The 12,467-nt window shown below is 52.9% G+C and carries 12 protein-coding genes; 7 read left to right on the forward strand and 5 right to left on the reverse strand.

The window, feature by feature from the left end; all coding sequences use genetic code 11:
• Nucleotide 1 precedes the first annotated feature (1 nt).
• The 3 genes from otnC to NRB16_RS25205 all read right to left on the reverse strand — a co-directional run bounded on the left by otnC (nucleotide 2) and on the right by NRB16_RS25205 (nucleotide 3,097).
• Nucleotides 2-637, reverse strand: a complete 636-nt coding sequence (gene otnC, locus NRB16_RS25195; protein ID WP_257107231.1) for a 3-oxo-tetronate 4-phosphate decarboxylase — start codon at nucleotides 635-637, stop codon at nucleotides 2-4.
• Nucleotides 634-1,926: a 3-oxo-tetronate kinase gene (otnK, locus tag NRB16_RS25200; RefSeq protein ID WP_306456526.1), complete on the reverse strand. Its 1,293-nt coding sequence runs from the start codon at nucleotides 1,924-1,926 to the stop codon at nucleotides 634-636. The genes otnC and otnK overlap by 4 nt, the downstream gene beginning before the upstream one ends.
• A gap of 100 nt (nucleotides 1,927-2,026) precedes the next feature.
• Nucleotides 2,027-3,097 (reverse strand): isocitrate/isopropylmalate dehydrogenase family protein, encoded by a 1,071-nt coding sequence (locus NRB16_RS25205; protein WP_257107233.1) that lies wholly within the window; start codon nucleotides 3,095-3,097, stop codon nucleotides 2,027-2,029.
• A 255-nt stretch (nucleotides 3,098-3,352) separates the two neighbouring features.
• On the opposite strand from NRB16_RS25205, the gene rraA reads away from it, so the two are divergent.
• Nucleotides 3,353-3,838 carry a ribonuclease E activity regulator RraA gene (gene rraA, locus NRB16_RS25210; RefSeq protein ID WP_257107234.1) on the forward strand — a complete coding sequence of 162 codons (486 nt, stop codon included), beginning with the start codon at nucleotides 3,353-3,355 and terminating at the stop codon, nucleotides 3,836-3,838.
• Here the strand turns inward: rraA and NRB16_RS25215 are convergent.
• Nucleotides 3,835-4,773 carry a GntR family transcriptional regulator gene (locus NRB16_RS25215; protein WP_257107235.1) on the reverse strand — a complete coding sequence of 313 codons (939 nt, stop codon included), beginning with the start codon at nucleotides 4,771-4,773 and terminating at the stop codon, nucleotides 3,835-3,837. The genes rraA and NRB16_RS25215 overlap by 4 nt on opposite strands.
• A 145-nt stretch (nucleotides 4,774-4,918) precedes the next feature.
• Here NRB16_RS25215 and NRB16_RS25220 point away from each other — a divergent pair, with 145 nt between their 5' ends.
• From NRB16_RS25220 to NRB16_RS25235, 4 genes are all read left to right on the forward strand, one after another.
• Nucleotides 4,919-5,578, forward strand: a complete 660-nt coding sequence (locus NRB16_RS25220; protein WP_257107236.1) for an aspartate/glutamate racemase family protein — start codon at nucleotides 4,919-4,921, stop codon at nucleotides 5,576-5,578.
• A gap of 36 nt (nucleotides 5,579-5,614) precedes the next feature.
• On the forward strand, nucleotides 5,615-6,415 hold the full coding sequence (locus tag NRB16_RS25225; RefSeq protein ID WP_257107237.1) for a hydroxypyruvate isomerase family protein: 801 nt from the start codon (nucleotides 5,615-5,617) through the stop codon (nucleotides 6,413-6,415).
• A gap of 256 nt (nucleotides 6,416-6,671) precedes the next feature.
• Nucleotides 6,672-7,415, forward strand: coding sequence for an acetoacetyl-CoA reductase (gene phbB, locus NRB16_RS25230; protein WP_257107238.1), 744 nt, complete (start codon nucleotides 6,672-6,674; stop codon nucleotides 7,413-7,415).
• A 112-nt stretch (nucleotides 7,416-7,527) separates the two neighbouring features.
• Nucleotides 7,528-8,859, forward strand: coding sequence for a CitMHS family transporter (locus NRB16_RS25235; RefSeq protein ID WP_257107239.1), 1,332 nt, complete (start codon nucleotides 7,528-7,530; stop codon nucleotides 8,857-8,859).
• Nucleotides 8,860-9,072: 213 nt separating this feature from the next.
• On the opposite strand, the gene NRB16_RS25240 is transcribed toward NRB16_RS25235, so the two are convergent.
• Nucleotides 9,073-10,209, reverse strand: coding sequence for a LacI family DNA-binding transcriptional regulator (locus NRB16_RS25240; protein ID WP_257107240.1), 1,137 nt, complete (start codon nucleotides 10,207-10,209; stop codon nucleotides 9,073-9,075).
• Nucleotides 10,210-10,279: 70 nt separating this feature from the next.
• Between NRB16_RS25240 and hisD the strand changes: the two genes are divergently transcribed.
• Together hisD and NRB16_RS25250 are read left to right on the forward strand one after the other, a co-directional pair.
• Nucleotides 10,280-11,587, forward strand: coding sequence for a histidinol dehydrogenase (gene hisD / locus NRB16_RS25245; RefSeq protein WP_257107241.1), 1,308 nt, complete (start codon nucleotides 10,280-10,282; stop codon nucleotides 11,585-11,587).
• Nucleotides 11,588-11,672: 85 nt separating this feature from the next.
• Nucleotides 11,673-12,434 carry an SDR family NAD(P)-dependent oxidoreductase gene (locus NRB16_RS25250; protein ID WP_257107256.1) on the forward strand — a complete coding sequence of 254 codons (762 nt, stop codon included), beginning with the start codon at nucleotides 11,673-11,675 and terminating at the stop codon, nucleotides 12,432-12,434.
• Nucleotides 12,435-12,467 lie beyond the last annotated feature (33 nt).

The following is a 12,467-nucleotide window of genomic DNA, read 5'->3' on the forward strand; positions in this document are numbered from 1 at the left end:
CTTAGCGCTGTGCGTACCGCCGTTGCAGATCAGCAATCTGCTCGGGTGTCAGCGTCTTGAATTTATGTTGGAAAATCAGCAGAAATAGCTGCGCAGTAGCTTCCAGCTCCTCGGTAGCGTCCACGGCGGCGCTCAAGTCAGAGCCCGCTACCACTGGCCCGTGATGTGCCAATAGCATTGCATGGTGTTTCCCGGAGAAAGAACGCACTGCGTCAGCCAATGCCGGATCACCTGGAGCGTAGTACGGAACGAGTGGAAGCTTGCCTACGCGCATTGCGTAATACGCGGTGATTGCCGGCAGCAAATCGTCAGGATCAAGGCCGTCCAACACCGAAACAGCAACAGAGTGCGTTGAGTGCAGATGCACGACAGCACCGCTGGTTGGCCGCTCCTCATACATCGCCAAATGCAGGAGCGCCTCTTTGGACGGCTTGTCGCCGCTGATATGGCGACCGCTCCAGTCGAGTTTGGACAGTCGCGCCGGATCCAGCCTGCCCAGCGAGGATCCTGTTGGCGTCAGAAGCCAACCATCGTCGACCCGTGCACTGATGTTGCCTGTGCCACCGTGGGTCAGTCCCCGGTCATACATTGACTTACCGAGCAGCACAATTTCTTCGCGAAGCTTGGTTTCGCTCATTGCACTTGCCCCAATGCTTTCTCAAAGAAATCTACGGTTCCGAAATTACCCGACTTCAGCGCCAACGCGATGGGTACATCTCTGAGACCTACTGTCCAAGGCACGCCAGGATCGATAGATGCCCCAATGCGAAGTGCTTCCACATTAAGCGCCTTCACGACTGCGCCCGAAGTTTCGCCGCCGGCGACGACAAGCTTTCTTACACCCAAGTCGACCAGGCCAATCGCAATGCGTGAAAGTGCATCTTCAACAATCTGTCCCGCTGCTTCGACGCCAAGCAGTTCTTGAGCAGCTTTAACTGTCTCTGGCTTGGCGCTACCGTAAATCAGTACGGGCTCGTTCTGAATGATGCTTTTTGCCCATTCCAACGCCTGCGTTACCTGATCTTCGCCTTTGGCGAGCGTAAGTGGGTCGATTTGAAAACTCGGTCTTGTGGACTGCCAGTGCGCGACTTGAGCGTTTGTGGCAACCGAACAACTGCCGGACAGCACGGCACTAAGACCACCAACAGACGGCAGCTCAGAGGCGGCTTCGCTACCGATCAATAGGCCTTTGCGACCAAAGTTATCAGGCAGGCCCAAGGCAATCCCGGAGCCACCCGTGACCAGTAGGTGATCCTGAATGACGACAGCAATTGCCCGTAAATCATCATCGGTTACCGCGTCGACGATGGCGTAGGAATACCCGGAATCCTTGACCTGCGCCAAAGTTTTCTTGAGCAAACCATTGCCTTTAGAGACGGCGCTGTGGGGTACGAGCCCGACCTTCTTGCGGGTCTGCTGCTGAAGCACATTGACCAGATTCGAATCCGTCATGGGCGTTAGTGGGTGATGACGCATACCCGACTCGCTCAGCAGTACGTCACCGACAAACAGATGTCCTTGATAGACCGTTCGTTTGTTGTCGGGAAAGGCAGGGCAAGCGATGGCGAAGTCGACACCCAGAGACGCCATCAGCGCGTCGGCTACTGGGCCGATATTACCTTTCGGGGTGGAGTCAAAGGTCGAGCAGTATTTGAAAAAATACTGACGACATCCGATCTTTTTAAGCCACTCCAAGGCCTCCAGCGATTCACTGACCGCTTCATCTGCCGGCAACGTGCGGGTCTTGAGTGCAACAACCACCGCGTCAATGTCATCCGGGATAGGCTCTTTGGGAATGCCGATCACCTGCAGCGTGCGCATGCCGCCGCGCACCAGTGTACTGGCAAGATCGGTGCCGCCGGTAAAGTCGTCGGCGATGCAGCCCAGCAACAATTTAGTCACTGCTAATCCTCCCGCTCCTACCATGGCGATCAGTGATCGCTATGATTGGATATTGAATTCTTGTTGGTATGGAAATGCCTGGATAAAGCAAAGAGGAGCAACGCGAGCGTTGCTCCTCTTTCAATTAGCCCAGGATGACCTTGGCTACTTCTTCGCCGAACGCTTTGGTGCCCAGCTTGCCGCCCAGATCAGGGGTACGTTTTTCCGGGCTTTCCAGAACAACGTCGATAGCACGATCCATCTCGGCAGCAGCAGCCACCAGGTTGGAGTTGTTGCGCTGCTCACCCATCCATTGCAGCAGCATGGCAACGGAAAGGATCATCGATACAGGGTTAGCGATGTCCTTGCCTGCGATATCCGGCGCCGAACCGTGCTGGGCCTGAGCGGCGCAGTGCACGTCACTGGCCATGATCGAACCGGCCAGGCCGAGGCTACCGGACAGCTCGCTGGCCAGATCGCTGATGATGTCACCGTAGAAGTTGGTCGCAACCAGAACATCGAAACGCTCTGGGCTGCGCACCAGGTGAGCAGTTGAGGCGTCGACCAGCAAATCGTCCAGTTGAACTTCAGGGAAGTCCTTGGCTACGTGACGCACAGCCTCCAGGAACAAACCATCTGTCATGTGAAAGCTGTTAGCTTTGTGGATCGCAGTTACCTTCTTGTTTCGCTTCATCGCGAGTTCGAAAGCGCGGCGTGCAATACGCTCGCTGCAATGACGGGTGATTTTGCGGGTCGACAGTGCCATGTCCGGGCTCGGCATAACTTCGCCCCAGCCACGGCTCATGTTGCGGTCTGGATAAAAGCCTTCGGTGGCTTCACGCATGATCACCAGATCCATGGTCTTGCCTTCTTTCATGTTCGAAGTCAGGAAAGGGCGAGTGCGTGCAGGGCGGACGTTAGCGTAAAGATCGAGGCCGATACGGAAGCCAGCGGATACGTTACGACCGCCTTTTTCAGGAACCGGGTAATCAGCATGAGATTGAGTGCCCAGAATGATACCGTCGTAGGTCTTGGCCTTTTCCAGGATCTCGTCGCGTAGGGTGGTCCCGTGCTTTTCGAGGCTTTTGAAGCCGACGTCGTCATAGTCGAACGTCAGACCCAGGCTGAATTTTTTGTTAACTGCATGAAGGACAGACATCGAAGATTCGACGATTTCCGGGCCGATACCATCGCAGGGAAGAACAAGAATACGCATCACAATCTCCTAACTTTTTTTATTCGAAGCTGAGGCAGGCCGTACGGTGCCCGAGAATTTTATGTACCACGTAAGGACGAAATACAATGACATGAAGACGGTTGCCTAGCCTTTACCGTCTGGCGACTGAATCGCGTTTTCGGTGTCCGGTCGTCAAAATTGCGCCCTGACAGATTGCATTTTATTGCATCAATATCCAGATTGTGCAACCTTTGTTTTCACAAATTGCTTTTACCCCTGCAACCTGGAGTGTTTATGTCTTTTAAAACGACTGATCTGTGTGATGAATTCGGCGACAAGGCGCGGGTTCTTGCGCCGCTATTCCAGGATCTGGGTGGCAGGAAGGATTTCACTGGGGAGGCGGTGACCGTTAAATGCTTTGAAGATAACTCCCGTATCAAGGAGCTGAGCGCAGAATCCGGAGTAGGTAAGGTCTTGGTGGTAGATGGCGGGGCAAGCGATCGCTGCGCGTTACTGGGGGATATCATTGCTGAGGATTTGGTGAGGAACGGTTGGGCGGGTGTGCTTATTTTCGGTTACGTCCGCGATCGGGCGGTGCTTGAAAAGCTGCCTATCGCGATCAAAGCCTTGGGGGCATCACCGCGCAAGTCGGTCAAGCGTTTTGAAGGGCAAGTGGGCGATCCCGTGACCTTTGCAGGGCAGACAATCGCCAATGGTGATCGTCTCTATGGGGACGACGATGGCGTAGTAATTCTCAACGAACCTGTTCCTGCCAACTAAGTCGACACTGAGCCTTCGATGATTTTCTGTTGCTCAAGCTCATCCTTGGCTTCTTTGGCTGTCTTGAGGCGGCCTACGATGTCCAGGTGGTTGCGCAGGAAGTCAGCGGCTTCAAGGCGTCGGCCCGACTGGATGAGATCGAGCAAATGAATATGCTCCTGACATTGACTGATCAGTCGAGTTCTATCGACGTTGGCTTTGTAGCCCATAAAACGTCGCAGTTGGTTCTGACGCCGGATGGCTTCCAGAAAAAAAGCATTGCCCGAGCAGCGAACAATCAGCTCATGCAGTTGCGCTCCGATCTGGAAAAGCTGGGAGCGGGAAAGTTTGAAAATATCGCCGTCAAGCAACTCTTGCTGAACTTGTCTGGCCTTTGCAAACGCGACCTCGTCGACCTTGTATCCCGGCTCAAGTATGGCTGCGGGCTCAATCGCCATGCGAAACCGATAGCTTTGAATGTGGGCGTTCGAGTCATGGAGGAAGTTGTTGATCTCCCAACCCTGGCCAGGCTTGCGCTCGATCATGGCTTCGTTCGCCAGCCGATTCAATACTTTGATGAGTTGTCCGCGAGGCACTTCATACCGACGGATCAGCTCTGCTTCGAAAAATGTAGTGGGGACCTCACCGCGAAGCACGTCGTCAACAACACGCAGGTAAAAATCTTCGAAAGGATCTGCGTCCAGGAGCTTATCGCTGATGTCGATCGTACTGGCGTCGCAGGTCAGGTAGTAGCCTCGATTGGGTTCTTTGGTCGCCAAGCCGAGCTCTTCGAGCAACGCAAAACCCCGGCGTATGGGGGATCGGGAAACACCGAGCTCTTTGGCAAAGGCTTCTTCGCGCAAAGGCTCGCCAGCGCGCATGGAGCGTGCCCGAGCCATATCAATGATCTTTGGGGCCAATTGCTCAGCAAGATCTTTTTTTATCGTCGGCTTCATCGAGAGTTATTGCGCCTGGACATTACGTTGCGGCGTGCAATTCCAATTGCATTCCGTTTCACCAAAATACCATACCAACCGTTTCTCATGGCGGCACGGGCTTCGCGCGAAATTGCCGTATCAAGAACGAAGACAGAGGTCATTCATGACACCCAAGCGTATTTTTCTCATCCACGCCACCTCAGTAGCCATCGAACCTATCAATCAGGCATTCGCTAGATTGTGGCCTGAGGCTCAATTGGCAAACCTGCTCGAAGATTCGCTTTCTCAGGATCTGGCCAACGCTGGGCGTATCACTGATGAGCTCAAACATCGATTTTTATCACTTGCACACTACGCCGTTCAAGCGGGGGCAGAAGGGATTTTGTTTACTTGCTCGGCGTTTGGCGACGCCATTGATCTGTGCAAAAACCAGCTATCCATACCGGTGCTCAAACCCAATGAAGCGATGATTAGTGAGGCGATCGCTCAGGCGTCCCGAATCGCTATCGTTGCAACGTTCGCTCCTGCTATCGAATCCATAACTGAAGAGCTCTCTCAAGCGGCCAACTCAGCGGGGCTTTCTCTTGAGCTCACAAGCTTCACCTGCCCAGAGGCGTTGGAAGCCCTGCGCTCAGGCAACGCACTGCTCCACGATCAAATGATCGCTGAGCTCGTGGCTGGTATCGAGGAACAGGATCTTGTGTGTTTTGCGCAGTTCTCCATGGTAACCGCGGCTGATGCGGCCAAAAAAACGACCGCGCTGAACATCCTCACCACGCCAGACAGTGCGGTGCTCAAGCTTCGTGCTTGCCTGGAAAGCTGATCTCACTTCATATGCCCATGTCAGAGGCTTGGCAAAATGCTCAATTTTAATGCACACCTTGGATTTCAGTTCACGGAAAAGCCTTTTCTCAAACGATTCGAAGCTGCTGCCTTAGCAGGATTTCGAGCGGTTGAGTTTCCGACACCCTACGATTATGAAGCGTCAGTGATCTCGGACTTGTTGAAAGAGCATCAGTTGAAAATGGTGCAGTTCGCTGCGCCTATGGGGTTAACGAAAGGGTTGGCCGCAGCAACGTCGCGAGATTCAGAGTTCAGGGCGGGGCTAGCAACGGCCGTGGACTACGCGAACCGATTGGGTTGCACCCATATCCACCTGATGTCAGGTACTAACATTACCAACGAGCTCAGTACCGATAGCCAGACCTATCTGAGGAATTTGCGATATGCCGTTGATTATCTGGCTGATCAAGGTATCACCAGCCTCATTGAGGTCATTAGTGCCAAGGAGATGCCCGGTTACTACCTATGTAACTTCGATTTAGCCTCACCTGTGCTGGACGCGATTCCTGAATTAGGCCTGATTCTTGATGTGTACCACGCTCACTTGGTGACAGGTGATGGCTTAGGTGCTCTGAAGGCCTGGCTTGACCGCATCCAGCACGTTCAGGTTGCGGATTGGCCGGGTAGGCATGAGCCCGGCACGGGCCATTTGGCGTTCGCGGAAGTTTTCAGTTTCCTTGATGCCGTTGGCTATGAAGGCTGGATTGGCTGTGAGTATCGGCCGCTAATCGCCACTAACGAGGGGCTGGGGTGGCTGAACAAATGGGGCGTCATCCCTAAAAGCGGGTTGCGTTCTTCTAAAGAGAACAGCTTTTAGGTGTGTTCAAATGCAAAAATCAGGTCGTTTTAAAAATCTCGGTCTGATCGTCAGGTTTGGGCCCGGATTTTAGCTCTTTTTAAGATCAACCGTGCAAATTGGGACTGGATGAGCGGTTTTTTAGAGTAAAACGTTGCTCTTTTGCGAATTGTACGTCATTGCGTTGCAAAACAATGTGCGGTCACGTTTATTAGGGCCAGAAGCCTCAGGGCTCACCAGTCGTACTCCCAACAAAAACCAAAACAGGAGTGTTCGTATGTCTAAGCGCATTGCGTATGTCACAGCTGGAATGGGTGGTTTAGGTACTGCCGTATGTCAGCGTCTCGCCAAAGACGGTTTCACCGTCGTTGTGGGCTGTGGCCCTAACTCACCTCGCAAAACTGCCTGGCTTGCTGAACAAAAAAAGCTCGGCTTCAACTTCATCGCCTCTGAAGGTAATGTCGCTGACTGGGAGTCGTCGAAGCTCGCGTTTGAAAAAATTACCAAGGACGTGGGCCCAATAGACGTGCTCGTTAACAATGCTGGCACTGCGGTCAACGTGGTTTTTCGGGACATGCAGCCTGGTGATTGGAAAACGGTAATCGATACCAACCTGAACTCCCTTTTCAACGTAACCAAGCAAGTCATCGACGGCATGGTTTCACGTGGCTGGGGGCGAGTGATCAACATCTCATCCGTAAACGCTCAACTGGGGCAAGTAGGGCAGGTCAATTACTCCACGGCCAAGTCAGCCATTCGGGGCTTCACTCGTGCTCTGGCTAAAGAAGTGGGATCTCGTGGTGTGACGGTTAACACGGTTTCCCCTGGTTATGTCGCCACCCCGCGTCTGAAATCAATTACCACGGTGGATGCGATGGATCGCATTATTAACGAAATCCCCTCCCGCCGTTTAGGTAATCCGGAGGAGATTGCGGCGATCTGCTCCTGGCTAGCATCGGAGGAATCTGGATATGCGAATGGTGCTGATTTCTCAATCAACGGCGGCTTACATATGAGCTGACAGCCGTTGTATCGGTACGATGTGACTGAACAATGCTGTAGCCAACCTGATTCTCGAAGGCGCATTAGCGCTAAATCATAAAAACAATGTACTTCTAATCGAGGACATACCAATGCTGTCTTTGCTTGGTTACGGCATGATCGTGACCTTTATGGCCCTGATCATGAGCAAGCGGCTCTCGCCCTTGGTCGCGCTTACGATCACACCCATTGTATTTGCTCTGATCGGCGGCTTCGGCCCTGAGATGGGCAACATGATGATCGATGGCCTAAAAAAGGTTGCACCTACAGCGATCATGGTGATGTTCGCCATCCTCTATTTCGGGATGATGTTCGACACTGGGTTGTTCGACCCGATCATTCGCACCTTCTTGAAAATTATTAAGGGCGATCCGGTCAAAGCGGTCGTTTTCTCCACGCTCCTGGCTGGTATGGTTTCGCTGGATGGTGATGGCTCGACCACGTACATGATTACGGTCACCGCCATGTTACCGCTGTTCAAACGGCTACAGCTCAACGCGTTGGCGCTGACCTGCGTAGTTATCCTTGCGGCGAGTGTTACAAATCTCCTCCCTTGGGGGGGGCCTTTGGCTCGGGCTGCTGCATCACTGCAGGTTGAAACGTCGGATCTTTTTATTCCGATTATCCCGTCGATGATCATTGGATTCGTGGGCGTTATGGCGCTGGCCTATTTCATCGGCCTTCGCGAGCGCAGTCGATTGGGCAAGCTCGTTTTGCCTCATGATGCTGAAGTTGCTGCCTACGACGAAGACGTTACAGGAATGCCTTCCATGTCGCAGGAGGATGAGGATCTGCGCCGTCCGAAGCTATTTTGGGTCAATGCGCTGCTCACCATCGGTTTGATGACAGCGCTGGTCATGGAGCTATTGCCGCTTGCTGTTCTGTTCATGGTGGCGTTCTCAGTAGGCTTGGTCATCAATTACCCGAATATGGCAGATCAGCGTCGTCGCATTGCAGCCCACGCACCGACGGCTCTCAACCAGATCGCGATCTTCCTGGCGGCTGGTATCCTCGCCGGCATCCTATCCGGCACGGGTATGGTTAATGCGATGTCTGCAAGTTTCCTGGCGATGCTTCCAGATACCTGGGGACCTTACATGGCGCCTATTACCGCATTGGCGAGTATCCCTGGCACCTTCTTCATGTCAAACGATGCGTTCTATTACGGAGTACTTCCAGTATTGGCTAAAGCCGCTGAAGTCTATGGAATCACCCATGCTGAAATCGGTCGTGCTTCTCTGGTTGGCCAGCCAGTGCATTTGCTCAGCCCTCTGGTAGCGTCAACATATCTGCTTTGTGGTCTGGCGGGTGTCGAGTTCAGCGATCATCAGAAGTACACCATGAAGTGGGCATTCGCTCTCAGCTTCCTGATTATGGGTGCGATGATCGCCACCGGTGCGTTCTCGATAGTGCCCGTCAAGTAGACTTTTGATGACCCTAAAAAACCCGCTACGGCGGGTTTTTTCTTCCCTTGGTTTAGATGCCGCCGGTGAGATCAGAACATTAAGGATCTGTTTTGGATACCCTTTTCAAAAGAGCCGAGCAATCAATGAAGGGCTATGAAGGTCATGGGAGGCCGAAGCATCTGACTCCGGCCGTTGAGGCATCAATAGGTACCAACTTCTACCCATTGCAGCTTAGCTGACAGGGGCATACCTCCAGTGAGTTTCATCCCCTACGGATATCAAGCCGGAGGAGGGGAGGCGTGCCGTCTGGCGGACGATTAGGCTGCCGGTAATTACATTGTCGGTAGGCACTTCTGATGACTCAAATAGCTGGGCGCTGACGATCTCTACAGCGCGTTGGACCATACTCATAGTCGGCTGTACATAGGTCGTTAGGCCTATCAATGGCCATCTGGCCATTTCGATATTGTCGAAGCCTACGATTGAGATGTTTTTGCCGGGTGTGAGGCCGAATTCCTTCGTCGCAACATTCAGCGCTGCAATCGCCATCAGGTCATTAGCGCAAAAAATCCCGTCCGGTGGCTGGCGAGCTGCAAGTAGGCGTCGGGCCGCAATAATCGCTCCGTCAAATGAGAAGTTGCCGATCTCGCGCATCGGCGGTGGCATGCCGTTGCTCAGGATTTCCCTAGTGAAACTCAGTTCGCGATCGCGGCTGGTCGAAGACAGGTCATTGCCGGCAATAAAGGCGAGGTTTTGGTGTCCACCGGCGATCAGGAAGTTGGCGGTCAAACGCCCGCCTTCAAAGTTGTCGCTGGTGACGCTTGAGACGGTTTGGCTATCATTTTTTCGGTTCAATAGAACAACGGGGAGTCCAGTCTGTTTGCATTCCTCTGCGAATGAGGAGGAGAGGGTTGAGGACACCAGAATAACGGCCTCCACTCGATATCTCAGTACGTCCTCAAGAATGGGGTCGGAATTATCATTGGAGGCCGTTGAAAACAACAGCACTCTATATCCCTTCAGCTCAAACGCTTGGGACAATGCTTCGAGAACGGCGGAGTAAAATGGATTGGCCATACTTGGCACGACCACAGCGATCAGGTTGGATCGACGTGTGATCAAAGATCGTGCAGCAAGGTTTGGTCGATAGCCGAGCGCGGCTGCAGCGGCTTCGACCTTCTCCCTGGTAGCGGGGGAGACGCTTGCCCCTTTGGTGTAGGTGCGCGAAACGGCTGACTGAGAAACCCCAGCCAACTGAGCCACATCATGTGCTGTGATCAGACGACGATTCTTGTCGACCATCGAAAACGAATCCTTACTGCGGAAAGAATTTTTAATCTTACGCATGAGCCTATTTTCAAACCACATTAAACTCCTTATGATTGGGATTGCATACGTATGCAAGCTCGCACATAAAAATCCAAAAAGGAGCCTCCATATGGCCCGGTGGTTGAAAAAAGGTGCAGAAGCGGCCGCAGTGAAGGCAACTGATCTTCAGGTGCGTGCTACTGTAGAACGGATACTCGCCGACATAGAAACACGAGGAGACCTCGCTGTTAGGGAACTGGCGATTCAATTTGATGGTATGGAGCGTGAGAGTTATCGCTTGTCGGCAGAGGAAATCGACGCGTGCTATTCACAATTGACCAAGCGTGACTTAGCCGATATCAAATTCGCCCAGGCCCAAGTTCGAAATTTTGCTGTACATCAAAGAGCAAGCATTCAAGACGTTGAAGTTGAAACCTTGCCAGGTGTGATTCTGGGTCATAAAAACCTTCCCATGAATGCCGCGGGGTGCTACGTACCAGGTGGGAAATATCCGCTGCTCGCTTCGGCTCACATGTCCGTTGTTACGGCCAAGGTTGCAGGGGTGCCTCGGGTAATCACGTGCGCGCCGCCGTTCAATGGTAAGCCTGCTCACGCAATCGTTGCCGCACAACACATGGCCGGTGCAGATGAAATCTATTGTCTTGGTGGTGTTCAAGCTATCGCGGCGATGGCGATTGGAACCGAGACCATTTCTCCCGTGGACATTCTGGTTGGGCCCGGCAACGCCTTTGTCGCTGAAGCGAAACGTCAGCTCTTTGGCCGTGTAGGTATCGATCTATTCGCCGGGCCAACTGAGACACTCGTAATCGCCGATGACAGCGTAGACGGGGAATTGTGCGCTACTGACTTGCTTGGCCAGGCTGAGCACGGGCCTGACTCGCCAGCAATTTTACTGACGACCTCCGAGAAACTTGCTCGCGACACTATTGTTGAGGTCGAGCGTTTGCTTCATATCCTCCCAACTGCCGACGTAGCTCGCCAATCATGGGAGAATTTCGGACAAGTCATTGTTGCAGACAGCAACGATGAGATGCTGGCTATTGCCAATGACCTCGCGTTTGAGCATGTACAAGTCATGACCAACAACCCAGACTGGTTTCTGGATAACATACGTAACTATGGCGCTCTGTTTTTGGGGCCACGTACCAATGTCGCATTCGGAGACAAGGTAATCGGTACCAACCACACGCTACCCACCAAAAAAGCGGCGAGGTATACGGGTGGATTGTGGGTGGGCAAGTTCTTGAAAACCTGCACTTATCAGCGCGTACTCGCTGATGAAGCGTCAGCGCTAATCGGCTCTTACTGCTCGAGGCTGTGTGCGCTTGAAGGCTTCGCTGGCCATGGCGAGCAGGCGAATATTCGAGTTCGTCGCTACGGCCAACAAGATGTGCCCTACGCCGGCATCGTGGAATAACTGTCTCCTCGTTGAGCTGCGCCGGTTTGATAGGTATCGGTAAAAATTCTATAAGGGGAACTGTGTGTCGGATGAGCTAGAAGCAATGGTATTTCCGTCGTCTCGGCTTGACGGGAAAGTTGCGTTAATTACCGGTGCAGGCGGGGGAATCGGAGCGGGAATAGCCTTGGCATTCAGTGCCGCTGGCGCAGATTTGGTTTTGGTAGGACGCACGAAAGAAAGCTTGGAAAATGTCGCAGCTATCATTCGCAGCAGGGGCGGTAAGGTAGAAATTAGGGTTTGCGATGTCACGCAAAGTGCTGCAGTGCGGGACTTGATATCTGGCATTGATACGCTGGACATCTTGGTGAACAACGCAGGTACCAACTACCCAGAGCCTATTCTGGGGGTGAGCGATGATCATCTGGATGCGATGCTGAACCTAAATGTGCGGGCCTGCTTTGTAGCTTGTCAGGCAGCAGTCGGAAAAATGTTGGAAAAACGCGTTTCTGCCAAAGGAGTCATTATCAATGTCTCTTCGCAGATGGGGCATGTCGGTTCTCCAAATCGTACAGTCTATTGCATGACGAAACATGCGATAGAAGGGCTGACCAAGGCAATGGCCGTCGAACTAGCTCAACAGGGGATTCGTGTTAACACGCTTTGCCCAACGTTCGTTGAAACCGGACTGGTTCGTAAAATCGTCGACACCGCTGAAAAGGAAGCTTTTCTGTTATCCAAAATACCTATGGGGCACATGGCGAAGATTGAGGATATTGCCGGTGCTGCTGTTTATTTGGCGAGCCCCGCTGCGCGAATGGTAACCGGAACATCTTTAAGGGTGGACGGGGGGTGGACAGCTCAATAAACACGACCTTCGCAGACGATTAATTCCAACGCT

The organism is Pseudomonas sp. LJDD11 (assembly GCF_024584215.1).
Lineage (GTDB): Bacteria > Pseudomonadota > Gammaproteobacteria > Pseudomonadales > Pseudomonadaceae > Aquipseudomonas.